Origin of the sequence: Microcoleus sp. w2-18bC1 (assembly GCF_036700365.1) — a bacterium.
Taxonomy (GTDB): domain Bacteria; phylum Cyanobacteriota; class Cyanobacteriia; order Cyanobacteriales; family Microcoleaceae; genus Microcoleus.
In genome coordinates, this window is sequence record NZ_JAUBOS010000010.1 from 95,719 (window position 1) to 119,600 (window position 23,882).

The window sequence follows — 23,882 nt, forward strand, 5'->3', positions numbered from 1 at the left end:
GAATCCGCGTCTATCAATTCTTATCTGCGGTTAAGAAATTACCTTTTTTAACCGCAGATAAATGCCGATTTACACATTACACACCAACCGGAGCACCAACAACCTCACCTTTCAACATCCGAGAAGCAGCATCAAGCAATTGCTCCTCCAAATAAGGCTTAGTGAAATAACCTTTCGCGCCCAAACTGTAAGCCATTTGGCGGTGTCTGTCAGCACCGCGAGAAGTCAACATCGCGATCGGCAATTCACACAAAACCGCATCCTTCTGCATCCGAGAAAGTAGTTCCAAACCGTCCATTCTCGGCATTTCAATATCGCAGAAAACGATATCGCAAGGCAGACCAGATTTCATCTTTTCCCAAGCTTCCTTACCGTCGCGAGCTTCTTCTACACGATAGCCAGACTTCTCGAAAGTAATCGACAATAGCGATCGCACCGTAATCGAGTCATCCACAATCAGCACAGTCGGCTCAGTCTTCTCGAGTTCCGCTTCGGCAGCAGCCCGATCGCCCTCATCCCAAAGCGTACCGCCAGTGTCCTTCCGCAGCCTTCCAGTAGCCAAATCGATCAGCTCCAGAACGTCCGCAATCGCCACGATCCGACCGTCTCCGAGCACCGTGGCCCCAGCAATCCCGATCGGCTTCGGCACCGGCCCCTCCAACGGCTTGATCACAATTTCCTGTTCCGTCGAAACCTGATCCACCTGCACCGCCAAGAAATTGCCAGCAGACCGCAGCACAATCACCGAAATCATGTCATCGTCAGTATTGAACCCGTAAACACTGCCCCGACCCAAATGGCGGCTGTAAGCCAGCAGATCCCGCAGCGGCCGGAACGGCAAGCTTTGACCCCGCCACTCAATGCAAGGCAAACCGTCCGCCCCCGTCGTCACCTGATCGCGAGGGACATCGATCATATCCTCGACCCCATCCATCGGGAAAGCAATGCGAGCTCGATCGCTAATGCAAGTCAGAGCCTTAGAAATGCTCAACACCAGAGGTAAACGGATTGTAAACACAGTCCCCTTGCCGATGGTTGAATCGATCGACACAGTGCCCCGAATTTCCTGCAACGAAGTCTGCACCACATTCATACCGACCCCCCGGCCGGCGTACTCCGTCGCCTGTTCCTGAGTGCTGAAACCCGGCATAAACAGCAAATCGTAAACTTCCGAGCGAGACATCCTCTGAGCCTGAGCCGCCGTCAGCATACCCTGCTTAATCGCCTTCGCCTTCACCCTTTGCGGGTCAATTCCGGCCCCGTCATCAGAAACCGAAACCACGGTTTGGTTCCCTTGGTGGAAAGCGCGAATCGTAATCCTGCCGACTGCAGGCTTCCCAGCCGCCAGACGCACCTCCGGCGCTTCGATCCCGTGAGTAATCGCATTGTTCACCAAATGAGTCATCGGGTCATATAGTTGATCCACAATCATCTTGTCGATCAAAATATCCTTACCCTCAACCTGCAATTGAGCCTGCTTGCCGCACTTAATCGCAATTTCCCGCACCGCCCGGAACAGCCTGTCCGTTGTCTCCGCAAACGGCTTCATCCGGGCGCGAGTTAAACCTTCTTGCAGTTGAGTCGTGACTTGCCGCAATTGGCGAGTCACCTGATCCGCCTCATCCACCAAAAACTCAATGTCCGCCGCCGACTCCCGTACCCGCACGATCAGCTCGATAATCTCCTGAGCCAAACTGTGGAAAGGAGTAAACCTGTCCATTTCCTCCGGTCTCCAGGCACTTTCCCTGGTGTGCGCCGAATCCTCAGAGCGCCAGGCCGATCGGTGTCCCTGCCGGTTTGCCAGCAAAGCAATCTCCAAAAGACTCCGCTCGTAGAAATCCTGAGTCCGCTGGCTCACATCGCTCAGCAGCGTTACCTGGTGCAGCAAATTGTCCAAAAACTGCCGCATCCGTTCTTGGTCTTGCTCCAAACTGTTGCGGTTCACAACCAGTTCCCCCATCAAATTGCTGAGGTTGTCCAGTTGCTTGACCGGCACCCGCATCGTCTGGTCGCCGAACCCGCCCGCGCGGGCATTCCGCCTGGGTCTGTTGATCGCCGACGGCCCCATATTGCCTTCCCCTTGGCGGCCACTGTCCTTGGGATCTTCCAGCAGTTTTTCCAAATCGCCAAATTCGTCGTCGCTCTCCTCGGCAGCAGCGCGCGAAACTTTACTGGCAGTTGTCGCCGGTGCAGAAATTTCCGGCATAGTTGCGCTCTCGCTGAGGAGTTCTTCGAGATCCGAGAAAACTTCTGTATTTACCGGACTCTGATTTGTGTTCCCAGAAGCTGCTATGACAGCTCCCGCACCCCCGGCAATTAACAGTGCTTCTAAATCGTCAAAATTGCCTTCGGCATCCTCATCGCCTGATTCGCCCTCGCCAAAAAAGTCTGCCAGCGACGCCTCTTCTAACTCTGAGGAATCGGCCTGGGCCGACTCGTCCTCAGCGTCCCAAAAGCCCGTCGTCAGTTCCGAAGTCACCAGAACCTCAGCATCGATCGAATCCAACAAATCATCAAAACCCTCCAACTCTTCGTTGTTGAGAGTAGCCCCGGTTTCCATCGCCGAGAGCAAGTCAGCATCCCCATCAAACATACCATCGAGAGATTCTGCAGGCAGTGCCTCTAAATCCACACTCGAAAAATCCGTTTCCAGGGCATCAAACAAATCATCTTCGCCCTCAAACTCCCCGGCGGCATCTGTTTCGGCTCGATCGAACAAATCCGCACTCGCCTGGTCGAACAAACCATCGGCAGGTTGGGCAGACAACTCCTTCACATCCGCAGCGCCGTCATCTGGCGCCGATCCAGCATCCCCCTGCTGCACCATGCCTTCCCCAAACATATCCTCCAAGAAATCGAAAGCTGCGCCCTCATCAGATTCGACATTTAAAATTTCCGACTCAGGACGATCGTCGGACAAAGCCTCTAGTTCAGCCTCTGCCGAATTTGCCAAGCCTTGGTCGGAAACCGCCGCACCATTGTTCTCGAACAAACTCCCCAAGTCGCCCTCATCAACTCCCACATCCGCACTCAGCAATTCTGAATGCCCATCATTGGGCCAACTCCCACGGGCTTGCCCCGAAGCTTCTCCGTCATACTCAGTACCCGTAGGTACAGAACCGAACAGCTCAGCCAAATCCGCCGCTTCTCGGGAAGTAGCCGATCCTTTGCCATCCCGCACAGTTTGTTCATCCTCAGAAATCGCGTCCGAGGTCATATCCCCAAACAGCGCATCTAAATCCGTATCGTCCACTTCCAGGTTGAGCGATTGCACAGACTCGTCTTCCATGCCGAAAGAATCTTCTAGCCAGTTTTCATCCGCAGAGATATCTAAATCAGAATTTGATGTCATGTTAAGAACGTTGCCCATTTCCTCATTTTGTTCGGTGCCTGCAGCTTGAGCTCGATCGCCCCCGTTCTCCCCACCTTCGTCTTCTGAAGAAAGGAAATTAGAAGTAATCCCCAACAACTCGCTCAAATCCGAATCCTCGCCAAGCTCAGAGAACAACTCGAAATCATCGATTTCAGGCAGACCAACCGCTTCGGCCTCCGCTGAATCATTGCCCCCCCCTGCTGCAGGTTTCTTCGATTCTCCATCTAAAGCCTCAGACTTCAGGGAATACTCCGAAGAGACTGCCAGCCCACCTGTTGCCTCAGATAAGCCTAAATCGCTGAACAAGTTCTCGAAATCAGCATTGTCCGTACCACCTGCAGAAGTTTGGGCAGCCACTTCGTCCAAAAGCGTACCGAGAGCATCTTCGTCAGCTTGTCCCCTGGCTGGGGCCACCGTCTCGTCTCGCCGCTCCAAACCGCCCTTACCGTTACCCGTTTTAACCTGTTTGCGAGTTAACCGCTGGCTCGAACCCGCATTTTTCTGACCGGCAGCTACTGCCGTGCCCTCTGCCTCCTCTCCAAACAGCAAATCCTCCCCAAACAAACTCGTCAGGTCATCAATCGGAGGCTTCGTGTTCGTTTCGGAACTTTCCGCATCGTATTCGTCAAACAACAAATCAGTAAAATCGCCGGAATTGTCATCGTCTGACCCCAGCATTCCCGCCGATATCCCAGAAGACTGTGCATAGTCGAGGTCTTCTTCTTCTTCCCAAGCGCCGTCGAGATCCGGGGACTCGCCGTCAAACAAGTCAGCTAAAGTGTTGAGTTCTGCCGCGCCCACTTCCGGGCCGGTGCGGGTCGAGCCTCTAAATGCACCCGTCTCTATATCCGATTCTGCGAAGGCGGAATCCGCGTCGAACTGGGACGATCGAATGCCACTTTCATCGTTGCTGTTGCCACTGTCGAGTTGGTCGAACAGCTCGTCTATACTCAGCCCCGAAATAGTCGGCAGCAACTTGTTCAATCCATCCGGGGCATCGCCCGATCCCACCAGATCCCAGGCCTCATCCTCAACAGAAACCACATTTTTCCCGGATTTACTCGGTTGAGCGAAGGCCAGCAAATCTTCAAAATCTGTTTCTGGAACCAGAACAGCCGGCTGCAGCGCCAGAAGTTTTGCACTTGGTGCGATCGACGATTCTAGACCAGAAATGACCAGTTCTTGCGCTTGTTTGATGTCTTTGATCACCGTTGGGGCTAAGGTACGGTAGGTATTGTCTGGGTTGGCGATCGCCTTGGATACAGCTTGGATCAATTCTATCCAGCAGGGCAGTTCAAATTCTTCCCCCGCCCTGAGCAAGTTCCGACAAATGTTCTTGAGTTGCCGCCTGCTTTCTGGCCCTTCGGGCTGTTTGAACTCTTGCAGAAGTTCCCGCATCCTCGCCGGTACGTCCGAGTCAAATACTAGCTGCAGCGCGCTGTCTTCTGTTGCTCTGGCATCAGGTGCATAAACTGACCGCGAATCCTGAATACTCCTTGATGAGGCCAACGCCCCGACTCCCATCCCCGCCATAACTGGTTCGGGTACGGCCAGAGCGCTGCTCTCGTATGCATGGTATTCTCCGTGTCCAACGAGTCCCCCCAAGTGCCCATTAAGTTCTTCAAATACTGGTTCTAATTCTCGAACCATCTGTTCTCCCAATTCTTCTGTCAGTCCAAAAGGCCCCGACAGTTGCTCTAACAGCCCTTGCAATGTGTCAAAAATTCGCAGAAACAGGGACTCTAGCTGTTGGTCTACTTTAACGCTGCACTCTTTTAATACTTTAAAACTATCTTCTAGTCGGTGAGCTGTTTGCTGAATGCTCGTCAGCCCCAGCATTGCTGCTCCTCCTTTGACAGAGTGAGCGGCCCTAAATACTTCGTTGACCAGTTCTGGGTCTTCGATCGTGGTTTGCAGATTCAGCAAGCCTTGTTCGATCGTATTGAGGTGGTCTTTGGCCTCCTCAATAAAGTAGCCCATTATCCTCTGTTGTTGCTCCGGCAGCATAGTTTTATTCCTGATTTTAAGCGTTATTGTATTGGGTCTATGTTAGTAATTCTAGAGAAGGTCTCTGTATATCTCGCCCCTTGCCAAGAGAATAATCTGACTGCGAGATATGGCAAATGTCCTGGCTATTTTTCTTTTCGATATGCCCTCACTTAAAAGATAGCGAATCTCCCGCACCTGTTCGGGTTGGAGTTTGCGGTGGACAGATATCTTGCCGGGAACGAAAGGAAAGCGGTTTTTTTCTATAGCATCGCGGGAGTTATCGGCGGGGGTTCCTTCCCACAAATGGTCTGGATTGACACAACCGCGATCGTCGCAACTGTGGCAAGCAAAATAACCGGGTTTGACAGGCCTTCCCAGTTTGTGTTCCAGTACCAGCCTGTGGGGATAGAAACTTTGATTTTTCCCATTAATCTTGATAGTTTTCACCGAGTAACCATCACTTCTTTTAGCCAAGGTACAAACCATGCAGCCGTTCGGCTGTATTTGGGCCCGAATGCCTGGAATTACTTCTATGCCTCGCACTTGTTTTTGAGGTTTCGGCGCAGATGTACTTTCTACATCTTTAATTCGTCCTTTCTTAAACCTATCTTGAGAATTTTCCAGTCTAGAACCTTCCCATAAATGGTTTGGATTAATGCAGTTGCGGACATCACAAGTGTGGCAAGCAAAGTATTCCGGTCTAATCGGACGACCTAAGATATTTTCTAATACTAAACGGTGGACAGTAAACGTTTTCGATTCACCGTTAATGCGAAGTCTTTTATTGGCATAGCCACTGCTAGATTTGGTTAGGGTAGAGATAATACAGCCCGTCGGCTGAACTTCACCAAAGATGCCCGGTATTACCTCTACTATGTTATCGTCCATCTGTGCAACTCCTACTTTGTTTAGGTGTTGGATTGGCATCCCCGCAGCGGTTTCAAGACTGCGAGGTTGCTTTTTGTCTGTCATCATTGCCACACTAACGTGCTTGTAAATCAGCCAGCAAAAAAAGCATTAGACAATTGATTACTGCCTTTCTGCTGTTTCTACTCGGAATCTTTCCACCGATGTCAAAAGGTCGCGAGCAACGCCCACCAAATTTTGCAAAGCACCCGAAACTCGCTGCGCTTCTTGGGAGGTTTCCTGAGCAGTTAGCTCGACTGCTTGCATCACACTGGCGACTGCGCGAGCTGTTTCGTTTTGCTCTACTGTGTCGGCAGTAATCGATCGCACTAACACGTCAATTCGGTTAGTTACTTGAATGATATCTTCAAGCGATCGCTTCGCCTGTTCTGCCAATCTTGTCCCCTCAATAACCTGCTGCGTCCCTTCTTCCATCGCCGTCATTACCGCGCCGGTTTCGCTTTGAATTTGCATCACGATCTGTTCGATTTCTTTCAAAGACTTAGCCGATCGGTCTGCCAATTGTCGCACCTCATCTGCCACGATCGCGAAACCCCTGCCCGCTTCCCCAGCTCTCGCCGCCTCAATACTGGCGTTGAGGGCCAACAAATTCGTCCGGGAGGCGATCGTCGCAATTAAAGCCACAATCTTAGAAATTTCTTGAGAAGCTTCCGCCAACCTCTTGACTTTTCTCGTGGTTTCTGCTACTGTTTCGCGAATTTCCAAAATCCCGGCCACCGTCCGCTCCACAGCCTCGCCCCCTTTCAGAGCCGTTGCCGCCGCGCCCCTGGCCACTTCTTCCGCCTCTCTAGCGCTCTCTGCGACCCGCTGAATCGCATCGGTGAGGACTTGCACGGAATTCAGCGTTGCCGCCAGTTCCTCAGCTTGCCGCAGCGCATCGGAAGACAAATCGCCCGCAAACTTGGCACTATCCGTAGCGCCTTTGCTGACCTCCCGAGCCGCCTGCTTCACCTGATGGACAATTTCGCGCAGATTTTGAATTGTCAAGTTAAACGAGTCAGCAACAGCACCCAAAACGTCTGCGGTCACTTCTGCCGTCACCGTCAAGTCACCCCGGGCCGCTCCTTCCACGTCGTCTAGCAAGCGAATCACTTGGCGCTGCAAGTCTTCTTTTGCCTGTTCCTGCTCGTCAGACTTGCGCCTGGTATCGCTAATCGTGGTTTGGATGACCTTCGCCATGTGGTTGAATTTAGCAGCCATTTTGCCAAATTCATCTTCCGAGTAAACCGTAGCGCGAGCGTCCAAAGTTCCTTGAGATACGGCATCGAACTGAGCTTGCAAATTATCCGACGACTTGCGTACCTGCTTGGCGATCAACTGGCCGATGCCCCAAGAAGTTAAAAAGCTGGTAAAGCCTGCGGCTGCGGTCATTACCCAGCCTGTTTGGCGCAGGTAAACGATCGCCTCCGGTTTGTCTTGCCGCAGAGCTTGATAGGAGGCAATGTTGGTGACGAAAGCCACAGCTACCAGAGAAACCAGTCCCGCCCCGATTGCCGTGTACAACTGTTTTGTAAACAAAGGGGCATTTTCCAAGAAAGCCAGTCCCCCCTGTTCTACTGTTACCGAAGTATCGACTGCTTCTGTTTCGGTGGGAGAAAAACTCGACACAGACGCATCAGCCGGGCCGCTTATGCTAAATATTTCGTCATCCCGAATTGCTGAGCCATCGCTGTTGTCAAAGTCCAGGCTGCTGCCTGTCGTTCCCATCATGCCGCTGGTCGAGTTGCCGAAATTGGTGTTACCTCTAGTCAATATCGAACTGCTGGCATCTTCTGAGATATCAAAGTCAGGCAAATTTCCCAAATCGTCAAATTCGTCAAATTCGTCTAAAAAGTCGCTGTGTTCTTGAGCGTTCCCAGTTTTTGACGACCAGGCGCTGTTGTTCTTGTCGGACGCCCCGAAAGCTGTCGCTTGTTCGTTTTCGTCGAAAGAGAAAGAATCGCTAAAAGCGTCGTCTTCAAAAGCATCTAACTCGAAGTTGTCTCTAGAGCTAAATGCCGGGGGTTCCGAGTCGCTGTAACCGTTGCTGTTGGCGGAAGCTCGATCGACTGAATTAAATTGTCCCCGGCTCGACCTTTGACTTTGAGAGTTGGGGACAGCACCTCCCATCAACAGCGTTTCGTCTTCCGCCAGCGAATAGTTTGACGAGTAGTCCGACCCGTTATTCGGCTGTTTGTTTTGAGATCGAGAAGACCCCAAACCCGACGAGGGCATCGCCTCGGCAAAAGGGTCTTCCTCTTCTTCGGCATAGGGTGCGTTATGACCGTAATTTTGACCACTCTGGGGCGGGGATTGGTAGTCGTAGTCGGAGTTATCGTCGAATTCGTCTGGCAAATCGAGCGCAGCAAAAGGTTCGCCCAAATTGTCCGAGGGCGCGATGGGGGAGTCTAGTGGGTTCGAGTCGAAGGAATTCCCGACTTCTGAAGAGGCAAAACTTTGACCGTTGAGCATCTGAGTCGGAGCTTCGGAAAACGAATCTCCTGAGTAAGGTGCGCTTGAACCAGACACTTTGCTGCTAGACAAGTCAGCAGCATCAAACCCTCCATCATCTAAGGCAAAAGGGTCTCCAAAGTCCGAGTCGGCAAATTCGTCTATCTCTAGGGAGCCGGAGTTCTCAGCATAAGCTGCCATTCCGCCGCTGTCGCCACCAAAGGGGTTAGAATGTGAGGCTAAATCTGGGACTGAGCCTGCGCCATCGTCGTCTTCTGGTTCCCACCCCAAGCCACTCATCCCCAAGTCAGCCAAGTCCTCGTTTTCCATGTCGTCTGGGGATTGACTTCTATAGGAAAGGGATGGTGAATTTCCTTGGAAAAGTCCTAAATCCGGGTCTTCTAAACCTTCATCAATAGATAAGTCTGGATAAAATTCTAATTCCGTTTCAGCAGACAAAGCCTCGAAATTTTCCGTTTGCAGCTCTCCAGATAAAAATTGGTCAGTGTAGGTAATTCCGCTGTGAGCGTGTTCCACCAAACTCTGGTCATCACTCAGGCCTAGCACAACCGTGTACTGTTCCCGCGCCACCTCATACTGTTGCAGTCCGTAGCAGTAAATGTGTCCGCACAGCAGGCGAGCGCTGGGGTCTTCGGGAAAATCTTCTACTAATTGATAAACTAGGGCTGCGGCTTCTGAATAATTGCCATCCATGTAGGCCGCTTCTGCCCGTTGGTAGTCCTGCTGAAAGTTGGTACTTGTTGCCATTTGCCGCCCTCTTTGGATTTTAGATTTTAGATTTGAGATTTTTGATTTTTATCTTGAATTGAATGTTTAGATGCGCGCCTCAAGTCGTGTGACTGTTGATGGTTAGACCTCAATCGAAAATCGCAAATCGCAAATCTAAAATCGATTTCACGCTGCCCACCGCGCCGAGCGCAGAATTTTCACTTGATCTAGCAGTCGGAGCACTTTCTGAGCTGGTGCACCTAACATCCATTCTCCCCTCAGAAATGGAATCATGCCGTCTGGTGCATTGTTCTGAGAGTGCAGTTGCTCTACGTCGAGCCAGTCCATCCCCACAATTCGATCGACTGCCAGCCCCAAAATCGTGTCTTGGTCTTCCACAGCCACGATCGGGATTTCGGGTCTATCTGTGTTCAGAGGTGTTTGGTCTCCCAGAAATTGGCCGAGGTCTGCCACCCAAATCACTCGTCCTCTCATATTTAGCGTACCTAAAAGCAAAGAGGAAACGTTGGGGATCGGTGTCATGCGGTCTGGGGAAGGGGATAGTACCTCTCTAATCCCTGTCGCCGGCAGAGCGAACTCGTTCCCCGAAGGAACGTAGAACCGCAGGTGCAGCTCGCCTTCGGGAGTTTCTAGTTCTTGGAATTCCGGAGCCGGATCTACACCTAGTCCTGGTAATATAAAGTCTGGGCTACCGCTAATCATAATTCTGACACCTGCATTTCTAGCAAATTGTTGAGGTTTCCCGCCAAGAAAAACTTGATCGAAACTTCGATGGTCGAAACTTGACACAGCCAAGCTTGACACAGCCAAGGGGTGAATGGCGCTACTGCCGGAGGTACTTGGCAATAAATTTGTTCCGTCAATAATTGACTGCCATCAATAAATTCGCGCGACCAATGCTTACAAATTAGCTCAAATAGAGTACGAACAATTAATTTGAAACCCCTAGAGCTTGACTTTGTAATCCCACCGCCGTCTCCATTGGTAAAACTCTGGGTAATTTCTGCGATGAATGCTAAACCGATACTCGGATTAGCGAGGAGTTGTTGACATGGCTGGTGTCGCGACAATCATGAACGGAGTCACTTAAGACTGACAATTGCACTCTCTGACTTTGTACAGAAATACCTAGCAATAAGTAGCTCTGTACATCAGTTTTTCGGAGCGGCTACAAGTGGAGAACAAGTATATTATATTTGCACTTTGAGCGTGTTAGACCACTTGGGTCTAGAAATTGAACAGAGTTTTACCGACGCCCTTATGCCAGGGCGCGGATTAATACATTCTAGTTTATGGTGCGATCGCCAATAGTACCCCCAGCTTTCTCTTTGTGGTGACCGAGACTTGAGCTAACCGCAGGTACAAAAAAGCTCCCATCCTGCCATCGGTGCGAAAGTTATTTTTCTTCTAATTGGTCTTCTAGCGATCGGTCTAATAATCTTTCTGAGAGATTGACCCGAGGGTAGCCCGGACCCACATATTTTTCTACCAGCATCAATAACTCGCTTTCACCAAAAGGTTTGGTGTAAAAGTCTGTAGCTCCGGCCATGCGGGCTTTAACGCGGTCGATAAATCCGTCGATGCCCGTCAGCATCACGATCGGCGTCTGCCGGAAAGCGCTCGAACTACGCAGCATAGCGCAAATTTCGTAGCCGTCGAGTTCCGGCATGGCGATATCACACAGAATTAAATCGGGTTTGAGTGGAAACACCAAACTCAGGGCTTGGAGGGGATTGCCGATCGTAGTAGCTTCGTAACCGTGTTCATTTAAAATTGACTCGACTGTTTTGCGAATAGTATTGTCGTCGTCAATACAGACAACTCTCGGAACCTTGGTTTCTGGGGATGACCATTCTTTTTTATTGTTGGCCGGGGCAACAGAGGGTTCGTAAAATACTTGCACCAATCCCTGCTGCACAAAGGGGTAAATCGCCTTAGCGACAGTGAGCACGTCTCGGTTGAGGTAGCGCGCCATTTGGCGGATCGAAGTGTGCCCATCGGCCCAGCGTCGGAGAGTATTAAAGGTATTGACAGGCAGCGCGACTCGCAGCTCGGAGGGGTCTGAAATCACCGGACATTGGTTGGGCGACTGAATGTGAGGGTGAAACTGCTTCCACTGCTGCACCTGTTTGACAATCTTGGCCAGCAGGGAGCTAATTTCTAAGCTGGTCAGTTGAGGAGCCAAAGCTGGGCCCATTTCAAAAGTGAAGGAACCCTGGTGGAGACTGAGCAAGTCAAATAGGGTTTCGTGGATCATGCTCTGGATGATGTTGCGCCCTTGAGCTGGGGTGAGGATGTGGTTTTCTAGCAGGGCCCATAGGTAGCCGTATTCTGGGGCATTGGTAGATGCCATATAGGGAACTTGGATTTTGTCGAGGGCGGTATCTGCTTTGTAGCGGCGCAGGTAGTCGCGCAACCGAAACAAACTGCCCGCACTCTGGGTAGCGTAAATAATCTGACCGTTGAAGCAGAAGACATACCAGGATTGTCCTGCAAGGGAGCGCGGGGTAGGTTGAGTACCCGTGCTGCTGCCGGTGGAGGTGTAGGCCTCTACGAACAGTTCTCCGGTTCGCTGACCTAACTCAATCAATTGCAGGATGCTGCGGATGTCTATTTCACTCAAATTTCCCTGCATGCAGCTAAAGTATCCTCCTTAAAACCGTTGGCGTCTGAGCTCGGAAAGACTGTGTGCTGGCGAAAAGATTGACTTTAGTTTCCGTCAATAATTTACGCGCTGATGCCGATCTCACAATTGGGCATTGACGAAAGGGCGATACTTGCTGCCGATCCTCGGCCGCGCTACCAGTCCACAAGCTGAAACCGCGAAACTCGCGGCATTCTCTAAGTGTAGAGTTTCACATTGTATTCCCACGGCATTGCCTAAACTCGTAGAATCCACATTGCACGATTGCACGGGTTCTTCGAGTGTGCAACACTGGCATTCCCGACTGGTTCAAGTCTTCGATCGCCAAAGTTTTGAAGTTTTTGCCTGAGTATGCCGTCAGTTTCTCCAGCACATCTTGGCGTAGGTCAACTTCAAAATACCGAGGATTCTCTGGTTTTACCGCTGCTACCAGCAGCAAGTGCCGATCGATCCCCTATGGGAACTTGAGGCTAGTCTGTTGGGTTGGATGAGTTGCGATCGAGGTTTTTTTTGGGTTTGCCACAGCCCTAAAATCAGGTGCAGTCAAAATGAACCTTTGTTGGCAATTGTCAGGAAAACCCTCAGTGCCGATCGACCTTTTTGCTCGCCCGCGGCGAGCGTCATAGGCTCGCGTCATTACCCTATTCTAAGGCAGCGCGGTTCAAATCCCTAGTCCGCCGAACCCCGGCGCCGGCTTGGGGCCGCAACGGCTTTTCTCACGATCGACCCATAACTAAAGCTTTGTCAAATCAATAGAAAGTTTTGGATCGAAACGCCAGAGGCAAGCCCTGGGCTAACGACATGGGGATTTAGACTTGGGGATCAGTCGGTAGGGACTTTTAAGTCTCGTGAAACGATTGTGTTGCTAAAACCAGAGTGGTATAATTGGCCCAGAGCCATTCGCCAGAGTAAGAATAACTTTCAACCCATTGAAATATCCAAGAGGGCGAGCAACCCCGGCAACGCACTAATCCTATTAATTCGGAATAGTTAACGGGGAAATAAGTGCAGCATAGGTCACGTTCAACCTTAAAAATATGAATAACTCAGCAAGTCTGCGCTCCTGGAGAAGTAAAGTTCTTTGAGTGAGTAGAGGGATATTTGAATGTCCCGTTGTCGTCTTGAACGTGGGCAAGAATCCCCCGGCTTTAGAGGTAGGGAGGTTCAAGGACTGACCTTTTTCAGGTTTGGGCTATGGCAGTCTCCGAAGTTTTGCTAGTCTTTAATCAAGCGGCATTGGTACTGCTCTCTCATTCCTCCAGACAACTGGCGGCGGCTGTACTTTCTGGAAGTTCTCCCGTGAGGGCGTGCTATGCGTGAGTGCTGAAGAAAAGTTAGAAAAAAATGCTATCCCCCGATTGGGTAAACGATACCAAAAAGTAAGACTTAAGTGGCAAAAAGTTATCATTACTTGCCTATACTTGTTTACTTTAGGTAAGTTGACTAAAGATCACACGCAGTGTTATGTTTAGTCAAGAACCTTTGGCTTAAGGGGGATAGCCTACTTATGTTGGAATTAGCCGTCTACCCAACAGCGTAGGAAGTAAACACCACTTATCTTTTAAGCCTTTAAGTAACTTAAAGTAAGTTGGGATAGGTTTTACGAAGCAGAGGACTATTAGTGTGCTGTATCTAGCGGAAGTACAAAAACAGAAAAGCGGCTTTGGTCTCGGTGGCGGTAAGGCTGAACTGAAACTGCTAGCTTGTCAGCGGGGCGAACATAACTGGAGCGCCGTACCAGGCGATGACGGGATCCCAGTTGAGGAAGCTAATAAGTTTAACGACGGCACGCTGGTGCTGGTTGAGTTGAGCGCTAGCAAGCAAGTGCAGCGGATTCAGGAGGCGGCCCGCCAGTTGGTGAGCATTCTGCAAAATTTCTCGCGATTGCAGGACAAGTTTAAGGATAAGGAAGAGGAAATTGAACAGTGGAAGGCTTCTCTGACGTTTTCGAGTCAGGAACTCAATCGCCGGGAAATGGAAATGCAAGCCCGCGAAGAGCAGTTGGCTCAAATGGAAGAGGAGTTGGAGCGGCTGGAAGCTCAGCGCTCGGAAATTGAAAATACTAGAGATGAAGCTAACCGATTGCGAGAAGAAGTCGATCGCAGTCGCGTGGAAATTGAGACGGCTTGGGAACAGTTACGGGGCGAGCAGCAACGGGTGGCCCAGCAGCAGTCTGAGGTTCCGCAGGGGGCAGTAGTTGATGAGCAGCAGACGCAGAGGATTCAGGAGTTGATGCAGAAGCTGGGAGGGGCAATTGCTTCGGCCCACGGGGTGCGGGAACAACTGAATCAGTCTTTTAGTGCCGTGGGCGCTCAGCAGGCAATTCTGGATCAGCACTGGCAGCAGTTGGAGCAAAAACAAAGCATAGCTCAACAGCAACAAGAAGAGGTCGATCGACAAAATCAGAGCCTCCAAAACCGCTGGCAAGAGTGGTACCAATCTCAAGAAGCTTTGGCCGGGGCTCGGGCGGAGCTTAAAGGGCAGCAAAGTACCCTCAGCGCTAAGCAGGACCAGGCTCGGTCTGTGTCTTTGCAGGTGCGGGCTGTTGAGGATATTTACCAGCAAGTTTCCAGTCTCGCATCTGCTTCGGGTGCTGCGGGTACGGAGCAGAAAGTAGATGTGTCAGCTTTGGAGAAGATGCCTGTTGATGAGTTACAGGGGCTGGTGCAACACCTGCAACAGGATTTGGAAAAGGTGTTCCGGTTTGTTAACGATCAAGAGGAGGAGTTGACTCTGCAGCGGGAGACAATCGAGGAGCTGCAAGAGAAAATTCAAGCTGCTAGCGAGTACGATCGCATGGCTTTGGAAAATGAAATGGCAGATGAACTCGAAAGTTATCAGATGTTAAACGAAACTCTGGTGGGACAGCGCCTCCGGTTGCAGGAACGGGAAGATGTTTTAAAGCAGCATCAGGCGGTGCTGTGGCGGCGGCTGGGTACTGCTAATGCTCCAAAACAAGAGCGAGGAGATATTGATTTGGGGCCTATTGTCGCACAGCTCAATACTCAGCGGGAGCAGCAAAGCCAAGAATTGCAAAGACTGGAAAACGAAATTCAGCAGGTGCGGGAAGCCTTATCCCAAATTGAGGCAAATGTCAACCGCCAAAATGGGGAAAGTGAGGCGAAACGCTACGAACTCAAGCAGTTAGAGCAGAATTTGTTCAACCAGAAAGGTGCAGTGGCGCAACTATGGGGCAGAGTGAATGTTTATCAAGAAATGTTGCAGCCGGTGCAGGACAATTTGACTGCGCTACGCCAAAAGCTCGAAGCGGCGGCGGGGGAACTCGATCGCGTGCAGCAGACAGGAGAGGAGCAAGATCGGGTAGTTTCCGATTTGCGACAAGTCCTTTCGGGTTTGATCACAGCTTAAAATTTAATATCTAAAATTATCGAAGGGTGTTCGACTCGACCGATCGCTCCTCCAGGAAATGGATCGGTTTGCGATCGGTTGGGCGCTACGATTAAGCTGGTTAGTTTTTCTACGCTTTCAAAACTCGATGCCGATGGCAATATTTGTTGCAGTAGTTGCCGCATTGCCCGTCGCTGTAGTGCCAGGGGTGCTTCCCGCAAAATCGGGCGATTTAACTTGACGGGAAGTTGAAAATTCACCTGGGGGCTGTCTGCAATTGGAGACATTGCTCGCTTTAGCAAGTCGCTGGCTGCAAGTTCGAGATATTCTACATCGGCGCGGAGGAGTTCGGCTGTTTGAGCTAGGGCTTGTTGGGCTTTTGGGTTGAAATGAGTTTCCAAATAAGGCAATAATTCCGATCGAATCCGGTTGCGACTATATTGCAAGTCTTGATTTGTGGAATCTTCCCAAATGGGTAGTTTTTGCTCTTGACAAAATTGACCTGTTTGCGATCGAGTTATTTCGAGCAAGGGACGAACTAAATAGATTTTAGATTTTAGATTTTGGATTTTCGATTGGGAATTGTCATCCTGATTTTCCCATCTAAAATCGGCAGATATTTGGGAGTTGGGATTTTCGCCGGAATTCCCCAGTCTAAAATCTAAAATCGGCAATCCAAAATCGAGCAGGGGCCGCCTCCAGGTGAGGGCGGAAAGTCCATCGGCGCCACTGCCGCGAATCAGGTTGTAGAGGAGTGTTTCGGCGCGATCGCTGGCTGTGTGGCCTGTAACAATGTAGGGGTAGTTGTGGGCGATCGCAATTTCGGTTAAAGCTTGATATCTCCACTGTCTAGCCGCTGCTTCTGTTTTGGGGATGTCCGAGGCTGTTTCCAAATAGTAGGATATTCCCCAGTTTTTAGCTAATTGTTCTACATGATTGGCCGACGCTTGCGAGTCAGAACGCCAACGATGATCGCAGTGAACAATAGCTAGGTTCCACCCCCATTTAGGCTGCAAATCTAGCAGTAATTTAATTAAACACAGAGAATCTTGTCCGCCGGATACTGCTACTAGCAATCGCTGATTTGAGGGCAATATTTGTCTGTATAGCAGCGTCCTGTGCAGTTGAGCGTGCAGGTGCGTCCAATTGGAAGATTCAGCCATGAGAGCAGTTTTTCATTAAGCAAAAATCAGGAAGTTAGGAAACGAGCAGTGTCCGGGATTTAACGGAGGGATTTTAAGCAAAGAAGGGGAAGCATCCCCCTCTCCCAATCTCTCAATTTTTGCCTTTTTAGCTCCACATTCCTATACTTTGGGGGTCGCGGTCGGGATACCTTGAAATAGGAAAATGATTACTTATTTCTGTTGAGTCACATTGATTTAATGGCTCATCTATATTGGTTTGATTTGAGCTAGCTACGGCGTAGTTTTGCACGGTATCTGATCTTTCTGCAGCGGCAGGAAGGGCTTTTTGTTCTTTAATTTCCGCTTCAAGCGGAATGAACTCCAGACGCATTCTAAGTTTTCCTTTAGTCCAATCTTTGCCAGCACTTAAGAACTCGCAATCCAGACCATCTGAAAATAATTTTTCGTCTACCAATTTCGCCTGCATAATGGCCATAAATTCGCTGACTTTGAATGTACATTGATACATCAAAGCGCTGGTAGGGGCAGACACCACATCGTCTTCTCGGGGAAATATTGGCGATTCGTCCATATTAATTGTCGTTATTTTAATGAAGGAAGGAAGTTCGGCAACGGATTTTGTAACGGATGTAACGGATGTGAGGAAGAGCGAAGTTATAAGAAGGAAGAAGGCCATTCGACTTCGCGATCTGGTAAAAAAAGGGAAGAAGGAAGAGGGAGTTGATTATTAGAAACTCGCTGGTTGAGTAAGGTGGGAATTGCCCACCCTACAACCGGAGATGATATTAATCCCGATTCTTTGACTTATCCTGTTCTTCTGTGGCCCATTGGTGGATCAGGAATTAGAAAAACCAACCGTAGGAATGTAAACCTTTGCCTAACAGATTAACGCCTAGATAGCAAATCCAAACTACCACAAAACCTGTGGCGGCTAAAATTGCTGGGCGTCTTCCCTGCCAGCCGCGAGTAATGCGGGCGTGCAGGTAGGCAGCAAATACCAACCAAGTAATTAGTGCCCAAGTTTCTTTCGGGTCCCAACTCCAGTATGATCCCCAAGCTTCGTTAGCCCAAACCGCACCGGCAATAATGCCAACTGTCAGTAAAGGGAATCCTAAACCGATGATGCGATAGCTAATGTTATCAAGAGTTTCTGCTAGATTCAAGCGCTGGGGCGATAGAAGTTCTGCGGTTTGAGTTGGGGCGGTTGATGCGGTTTGAACGGTGGCTAATTCGAGCACTGCGGTGGTGCCTAAACCGTTATTGTTGGAGTTGAAAGAGGGTTCGCTGAAAACTAAGGCGCTGTCGGCGCTGGTTTCTGCATTTTGAAGTTCGGGGTTTTGAGGGCGTTGGAGGCGGTAGTTGCCGTTGCGGTTGCTGTTGGTGCCGAAGGAACTACCGGTGAGTTCGATTTTTTGGCCGCGGGTGACGATTAAAAAGGCGATCGCCAGTAACGCTCCTACCATTAAAGTTGAGTAACTGAGCATCATGACGCTAACGTGCATCATCAGCCAGTTTGATTTGAGGGCGGGTACTAGGGGCTCTGCAGACTGCATGGTGGCGGGCAGAGTCAGGGCTGCAAAGGCGGATATTGCCATTGCTACGGGGGATGTGGCTACTCCTACTAAGCGGGAACGACTCATGTTTTCCGCGACTAGGTGGATGGCGGTGATTCCCCAAACTAGGAAAAATAGGGATTCGTAGAGATTGCTTAAGGGGAAGTAGCCGGCTTCTATCCATCGAGAACCGAGTAAAGCGGCGATGGAGAGGTTGGCGACGGCCATTCCTGCGGTTCCTAGGGCTGATAGGTAGGGAATGCCGGGGAATGCTGCGCCAACCCAGTAAATGAGCATTGTGGAGAACAAAACGGCAAAGGAGATGTTGTCCAGCCAGTTCTGGAGTACGACCAGATCCATAAAAATTACTCCGGTAGTGTTTTTACTTATTTTTGCTAACTAGATCGATCGTACTGGCGTTGGGCAGTTTTGGGTTTGGGATTTTGAATTTTTGTGGCAATTATGAGTGATTGGCGGTTGTTGAGGTACGGGCGGGCGATCGCGCGGACGCATCAAACAAGCTACTATTGACCCACCAGACGAGTGTCACCCCGTCAAGTCACGCTTGTTGATTCTGGCTGAGGGCTTGAGGTTGGATGAGTTCCCAGTAAGGAAACACGGAATGCTGATGGGCGAAATTCGATCGCCGATTAACAAAATTAGGACTTACGCGCGGGGGGCCAGAAACCGGGTTTTTTTAGGAAAATCCTTCGTTCGTACTCGAAGATTAAGTAAAAAACCCGGTTTCTTTGTCGGGAGTGCGTCTAGGACTGAAAATATAGGATGTTTTTTGATCTGGGGCGATCTGGAATCCTTTAGAATTGATTGAGCTGATTACCGACTTGCTGTTTTTGCAACCAGCAAAAAAACGGAAGCCCCCGACAATCGTTGTGGATACTCCCCAAATTTTAGACTAAAGCTCAACCTCCCAGATTTATCAAGCCGAGTCAAATCTAAAATCTAAAATCTAAAATCGACTGAGGGTTCTAGCAGTTGCATAGGTTAGAGGAGATGTTGGGTTAATGCGTCGAGATTCAATATTTTACAAGTTATTTCAAGAAGCTCCGACGCTGCTGTTTGAGCTATTGGAAGAGTCACCATCGAATGCGGAACAGTATCGATTTGACTCCGTGGCGGTGAAGGAACCGAAGTTTGAAATTGATGGGGTGTTTTTGCCGCCGGATGCTGAGCCGGGACTTGTATATTTCTGTGAGGTGCAGTTTCAGCGGGATGAATTGTTGTATGAGCGATTGTTTGGTGAGTCGTTTTTGTATTTTTATCGCAACCGTCAGCGATTTACAGATTGGGAAGCGGTGGTAATTTATCCGAGTCGATCGACTGAACAATCTGAAACGCATCCGTATAGATATCTCTTGAACTGCAATCAGGTGCATCGCGTATATTTGGATGAGTTGGGGGATATTGAACAGTTGCCGCTGGGGGTGGCGCTGATGGCTTTGACGACGATCGACGAAGCGAGTACGCCGGAAGCGGCGCGATTGTTGCTGGCGCGATCGCAGCGGGAGGAATCTGAGGCAGCGAGTCGCGCCATAATAGATATGCTGACGACGATACTGGTTTACAAGTTTACAAATTTGAACCGAAGGGAGGCAGAGGCGATGTTAGGGATTACGCTTGAGGAAACTCGGTTTTATCGGGAAGCGAAGGAAGAAGGCATCGAACAAGGCATTGAACAAGGCATTGTGCAAGGCCGCGAACAAGAAGGAAGAGCCTTGATTTTACGTCAGTTAAATCGCCGTCTGTTAAATCAGCGAGTTGGAACATTACCGGAATCTATCACCACTAGAATTGCTGATTTGTCGATCGAGCAAATTGAAACTCTAGCAGAGGAATTGTTAGATTTTCAGTCGATCGAGGATTTAGAGGTTTGGCTGGAGAATTTGCCGCAGGGAGAGTGATACGAGGTTAGGAATTGTACTTGAGGGGGCGATCGCGCCATTTACGCGCACAAACAAATCAAACGTACCCCCCCTCTACTTCCTGGGTTTTGGGGTTCTTTTGGTGCATCCGCCGTTGCTGAGAGGATGTTCAGGGTGCGATCGGGGATGATTCCGGCGGATTAGAAGCGGATTGATGATGGTGGAAGATGTTTTGGGCGATCGAACTTTTTTAATCTTCGTCAACTACTTTTTTTGAAACGTTCAGAAACAGCAAGTACTTTTGGTCCTTCAGCTTCTACCGTTGAAGAATTCTCTCTAAAAAAAGCTTTTTTACCCACAAATGACATAGCTTTTTGAGATGGAATATTAATGATAATCACAGAGAATCCCTTGTAGAATATAGTATCAATTTTCATCAGAACCTGAGTCTTTAATGTGTCAGTCAAAGCAGATTTTTTGATTGCATTAATTAATATCCCAACATGATCCTCTAGTGTTTTACCTAAAAACTTAGCTTCTCTATCAATTCCTACAACATATCTATCATTGATTTCAATAGGATTAATTGCATCTAAAATTTTAATTTTTTCGGCATCTTCCTTTTTGTCAGCTACTCCAATGAAAATATATCCATCAGTGTCGGGATCGGAGTTGGCAATTCCGCAAATTGTCTCAACAAGTCTCTGAGGTAAACCATCATTTAGTTTTCTACTTGTTGGTGACAGATCGAGGAAACCTTGCTTGCACTCATACTTGGCAGTTTCTATACGAGAACGAAGTAAGGAATTTTTGAAATTTTGTATCAACTCTGCACCGTATCCCGAAGTTGATGAATCTTGCTTTGCGAAGTAGTCTTGTATCAATCCCTTGGTTTGATTAATATTATTTCGACGATCTTGTATCTTTGCATAGCGATGGCTTAGATCTAACTTATTTTGAAGATTTTTGAGTGCCTCCATAATCCCTTGAGGATTAGCAGGTAGAAGCTCTGATTCAATTACTAATTCAAAAAAAGCCATGAAAATTGTATAAAATGCCTGGGGAATTGGATTACTACTGCCTGAGTTTACAATATTTACCAAGCACTTGTTACCCTGGCTATATGTTTCAATAGTTTCTGCCAGAAGGGAAAAAGTTTTTACAATATTTTCTTCTAGTCTATTTGAGCCATAAATGGCTAGAGCATTCTCTATTGACTGGAAGTAACTACTCTCTTCATCGTACAGATTATCTAGCCTCTCTCTGCTTCTTGGGAGGGGTTCATTAAGTAATATCGAGGCTGAAATATCTGCGATCATATCTTCATCGTTACTGTCACGCAGTTGAGATATTGTAAGAATTCCTTGCTTGCACCACAAAGTGTCTTCTGCTTGAATGCCATACCCTTGATTATTTGGTTTGGAATCAATACTAACCTGCGGCATATCAAATAGGCGAAGCGTTTTCGGACTATCATCCCCGCGCAACTTCATCGCAATTGTACGAACCACTTCTGCAAATGGTGTGGTTACACCTGCTTGTCGTTTCTCTTGATTACTTAAATGTTTACCACCGGAATTTATTCTACCAAAAACCTCTGTTATGTCGCTTTCATCCATTGCGCTATAGATAGTTACTGCAAGCTGATAATCTAAAATGTCGGCACATTCTGTTCTCGATAAAGGATAAAAATTTTCTACAGTATCAAATACTTGCTCATCAGCTAATTGTTTAGCATAGGAGAACTCGTTAAGATCGAAATACCTGTTATCAAAGGAAAACACATTTTCAATAAAACCACAAATAGCATTAAGTCGCTGCATACCATCTATGATTTCATACTTGCCACTTCCATGAATTAAAGGACGTTCAGCTAAGAGAATTAAAGGAATTGGGTATCCCTTTAAAATGCTTCCCATCAGGTTTTCTTTTTCGTCAATCGACCAAATTAATTTTCTTTGATACTTTCTGTTCACCAATAAGTTACCTGACCGATAAAGCCGATAAGCCTCAGTGACTGTCATGCCGCGTGGAACAATGCTCATACTCCCGCTCCCGATAAGTCAAGATTTTTATAATAGTATAATACTGTCGCTCGAAGATTATGCGACAGTTACAGCGCAAAAGTTGCTAACAGTCGATCGCCCGCAAAGTCAAACAATCGATCGACTAAAACAAACCCTATTACCAAGGATTACCAATCATTCTAAAAGCAGACCAATAATAAGGATGAGAGAAATTCTGAGTCGTCGTGTTTGCCAATTCCGGGGGTAACGGCAGATTGCCAACAGAAGTGTGCAGCATCCCCCCTTCAATTCGCACTTCTCCTCGCAACATCGCTAATTGCGCTTGTCGCAGTGCTTCTGATTTAATCGGAGCAGTTTTCAACTGCCCGTAAAACTCCGACATCAACCCCAAACTGCCCTCGTCGCTGACATACCAAAGAGTCGCCATAGCCGATTTAACCCCGGCTTGCACGGCTAACCCGCCAAAGCCCAACTCGGCCTCTCGATCGCCCACAGCAGTCCTGCAAGCACTCAAAACTAACATTTCAACTTGCGGGCTGTGCCATCCCATTTGTCGTAACTGATCCAAACGCAGTTTAGTATCCCACAACTGAATAAAGGAGTGGCTGGGATCTCCCGATCGAAATTCGGCGTGAGTAGCCAAGTGAATCATTCCAAAAGGATACTGCTGGCGCTGCGATTTCAAATTAGCGAGGGTAAAAGCTTCATTCAAGAAAGACTTGCCCGGCCACTGCTGCGGGGTGATGGTCGATACTTCTATTTCCGCCGCAGGCAAAGGACTCATATCTGCAAATTGCGACGCCCCCATTGCCAGAACTTGGGTATTTTTGAAATTGGTGGCGCTGGTATCTGTCAAACTCAGACTCGGCATCGATCCAACACTGTAACGCTCTACCAGAAAGCCTTTACCGTCGTGCAGCGCACCCATCGGTATCGATCGCAACCCCATATCTGAGATAAAAGATAAATTCTCAATGCCTTTGGCTTGCAGTTCTGCTTCGAGCGGCGCTACCATCCACTGGTAAAGTTGCTGAGCCAAGGGCAAATAACTTTTAGTGTTGCGCTTTACCGGATTAGTCAGTTCATCGCGAAATTTCCGAACAGCTTCCATTACCTGGGCGCGAGAGGTTCCAGGGATGCGCTGGCGAACGGGCACACCTTCCGGGGTGATCACCATCATTTCCAGTTCGTCAGAGGCTTGAATTTGGTGTTCTACGCGCAAGATGGGGGAACTACTGTAAGGCCGATCAACTGTAGAACCCTTGGGTAAGAAGCTGATATAAATGAGAGCTGGTTTGATGCCTGTGGCTTGTTGGACGCCACGAAGGGTATTTTGGGCATCTTCTAGGGTGGCGATCGCATTTGTTGATGGCAAACTTAGGTAATCGGCAAACTCCCTGGTAAATCTCTCCTCCACAGGAAAAATAACGGCATCGACGTTAGTTGGCAACCTGGAAGCGTCAAGATTCCCAAGTGCGGGAGGTGAAATGCGCTGTTGCAAGGAATTAGATATCTGGTTTTGCTCTTGCAAGCTGGGCGAAAACAAAGGATTTGTGCTGGGTGGCTGGTTGACAGCGAGCTCCGGTGTCGGTATCGGTGCGAGATTTATCGGCGCAGCAGCAGGCGCAACCACTGGATTTTGAGTAATTCTCGGTGCTGGTGACACATTTGAGACTGGTGCTGGATTTTGAGTAATTGTCGGTGCTGGTGACACATTTGAGACTGGTGCTGGATTTTGAGTAATTGTCGGTGCTGGTGGCACATTTGAAACTGGTGCTGGATTTTGAGTAATTGTCGGTGCTGGTGGCACATTTGA

Annotated in this window: 14 protein-coding genes; 3 read left to right on the forward strand and 11 right to left on the reverse strand. The window is 49.0% G+C overall.

The genetic code is table 11. The features are described 5' to 3' along the window. Positions 1-76: 76 nt before the first annotated feature. The 6 genes from QT979_RS09110 to QT979_RS09135 all read right to left on the reverse strand — a co-directional run bounded on the left by QT979_RS09110 (position 77) and on the right by QT979_RS09135 (position 12,104). The gene (locus QT979_RS09110; RefSeq protein ID WP_333309341.1) at positions 77-5,380 is read right to left on the reverse strand and encodes a response regulator; all 5,304 of its coding nucleotides are present in this window, start codon (positions 5,378-5,380) and stop codon (positions 77-79) included. 51 nt (positions 5,381-5,431) lie between these two features. Then, on the reverse strand, positions 5,432-6,337 hold the full coding sequence (locus tag QT979_RS09115) for an HNH endonuclease (protein ID WP_333309342.1): 906 nt from the start codon (positions 6,335-6,337) through the stop codon (positions 5,432-5,434). Between the two features lie 54 nt (positions 6,338-6,391). After that, entirely contained in the window at positions 6,392-9,487 is a 3,096-nt protein-coding gene (locus QT979_RS09120; RefSeq protein WP_333210281.1) for a methyl-accepting chemotaxis protein, read from the reverse strand. A 147-nt stretch (positions 9,488-9,634) separates the two neighbouring features. Continuing rightward, positions 9,635-10,168 carry a chemotaxis protein CheW gene (locus QT979_RS09125; protein WP_039887356.1) on the reverse strand — a complete coding sequence of 178 codons (534 nt, stop codon included), beginning with the start codon at positions 10,166-10,168 and terminating at the stop codon, positions 9,635-9,637. Next, a complete protein-coding gene (locus tag QT979_RS09130; RefSeq protein ID WP_333210282.1) occupies positions 10,168-10,539 on the reverse strand; it encodes a hypothetical protein in 372 nt (123 codons plus the stop codon). The genes QT979_RS09125 and QT979_RS09130 overlap by 1 nt, the downstream gene beginning before the upstream one ends. A gap of 326 nt (positions 10,540-10,865) precedes the next feature. Then, positions 10,866-12,104: a response regulator gene (locus tag QT979_RS09135; protein ID WP_333210283.1), complete on the reverse strand. Its 1,239-nt coding sequence runs from the start codon at positions 12,102-12,104 to the stop codon at positions 10,866-10,868. A 1,203-nt stretch (positions 12,105-13,307) separates the two neighbouring features. Between QT979_RS09135 and QT979_RS09140 the strand changes: the two genes are divergently transcribed. Both QT979_RS09140 and hmpF read left to right on the forward strand, forming a co-directional pair. Then, on the forward strand, positions 13,308-13,433 hold the full coding sequence (locus QT979_RS09140; RefSeq protein WP_333210285.1) for a hypothetical protein: 126 nt from the start codon (positions 13,308-13,310) through the stop codon (positions 13,431-13,433). Between the two features lie 303 nt (positions 13,434-13,736). Beyond that, positions 13,737-15,482 (forward strand): pilus motility taxis protein HmpF, encoded by a 1,746-nt coding sequence (gene hmpF / locus QT979_RS09145; protein ID WP_333210287.1) that lies wholly within the window; start codon positions 13,737-13,739, stop codon positions 15,480-15,482. Here hmpF and tilS read toward each other — a convergent pair. The 3 genes from tilS to ccsB all read right to left on the reverse strand — a co-directional run bounded on the left by tilS (position 15,479) and on the right by ccsB (position 18,519). Further along, complete coding sequence (gene tilS, locus QT979_RS09150) at positions 15,479-16,624, reverse strand: tRNA lysidine(34) synthetase TilS (RefSeq protein ID WP_333210288.1); 1,146 nt, start codon at positions 16,622-16,624, stop codon at positions 15,479-15,481. The two genes, hmpF and tilS, sit on opposite strands and share 4 nt — an antisense overlap. A gap of 127 nt (positions 16,625-16,751) precedes the next feature. Then, positions 16,752-17,282 carry a KGK domain-containing protein gene (locus QT979_RS09155; protein WP_333309345.1) on the reverse strand — a complete coding sequence of 177 codons (531 nt, stop codon included), beginning with the start codon at positions 17,280-17,282 and terminating at the stop codon, positions 16,752-16,754. A 166-nt stretch (positions 17,283-17,448) separates the two neighbouring features. Continuing rightward, positions 17,449-18,519 (reverse strand): c-type cytochrome biogenesis protein CcsB, encoded by a 1,071-nt coding sequence (gene ccsB, locus QT979_RS09160; protein ID WP_333210291.1) that lies wholly within the window; start codon positions 18,517-18,519, stop codon positions 17,449-17,451. A 662-nt stretch (positions 18,520-19,181) separates the two neighbouring features. On the opposite strand from ccsB, the gene QT979_RS09165 reads away from it, so the two are divergent. Continuing rightward, positions 19,182-20,078 carry an Rpn family recombination-promoting nuclease/putative transposase gene (locus QT979_RS09165; RefSeq protein ID WP_333210293.1) on the forward strand — a complete coding sequence of 299 codons (897 nt, stop codon included), beginning with the start codon at positions 19,182-19,184 and terminating at the stop codon, positions 20,076-20,078. A 221-nt stretch (positions 20,079-20,299) separates the two neighbouring features. Here QT979_RS09165 and QT979_RS09170 read toward each other — a convergent pair whose 3' ends face one another. Both QT979_RS09170 and QT979_RS09175 read right to left on the reverse strand, forming a co-directional pair. Next, complete coding sequence (locus QT979_RS09170) at positions 20,300-22,084, reverse strand: GmrSD restriction endonuclease domain-containing protein (protein WP_333210294.1); 1,785 nt, start codon at positions 22,082-22,084, stop codon at positions 20,300-20,302. A gap of 139 nt (positions 22,085-22,223) precedes the next feature. Further along, the coding region (locus QT979_RS09175; protein ID WP_333309348.1) for a CHAT domain-containing protein at positions 22,224-23,882 on the reverse strand (1,659 nt) is incomplete at its 5' end.

Bases quoted from the DNA above. Each gene is read 5' to 3' on its own strand.
- QT979_RS09135 (WP_333210283.1), bottom strand. From the start codon at position 12,104: ATGCAGGGAAATTTGAGTGAAATAGACATCCGCAGCATCCTGCAATTG.
- QT979_RS09155 (WP_333309345.1), bottom strand. From the start codon at position 17,282: ATGGCCTTCTTCCTTCTTATAACTTCGCTCTTCCTCACATCCGTTACA.
- QT979_RS09110 (WP_333309341.1), bottom strand. From the start codon at position 5,380: ATGCTGCCGGAGCAACAACAGAGGATAATGGGCTACTTTATTGAGGAG.
- tilS (WP_333210288.1), bottom strand. From the start codon at position 16,624: ATGGCTGAATCTTCCAATTGGACGCACCTGCACGCTCAACTGCACAGG.
- QT979_RS09170 (WP_333210294.1), bottom strand. From the start codon at position 22,084: ATGAGCATTGTTCCACGCGGCATGACAGTCACTGAGGCTTATCGGCTT.
- ccsB (WP_333210291.1), bottom strand. From the start codon at position 18,519: ATGGATCTGGTCGTACTCCAGAACTGGCTGGACAACATCTCCTTTGCC.
- QT979_RS09115 (WP_333309342.1), bottom strand. From the start codon at position 6,337: ATGATGACAGACAAAAAGCAACCTCGCAGTCTTGAAACCGCTGCGGGG.
- QT979_RS09140 (WP_333210285.1), top strand. From the start codon at position 13,308: ATGGCAGTCTCCGAAGTTTTGCTAGTCTTTAATCAAGCGGCATTGGTA.
- QT979_RS09120 (WP_333210281.1), bottom strand. From the start codon at position 9,487: ATGGCAACAAGTACCAACTTTCAGCAGGACTACCAACGGGCAGAAGCG.
- QT979_RS09165 (WP_333210293.1), top strand. From the start codon at position 19,182: ATGCGTCGAGATTCAATATTTTACAAGTTATTTCAAGAAGCTCCGACG.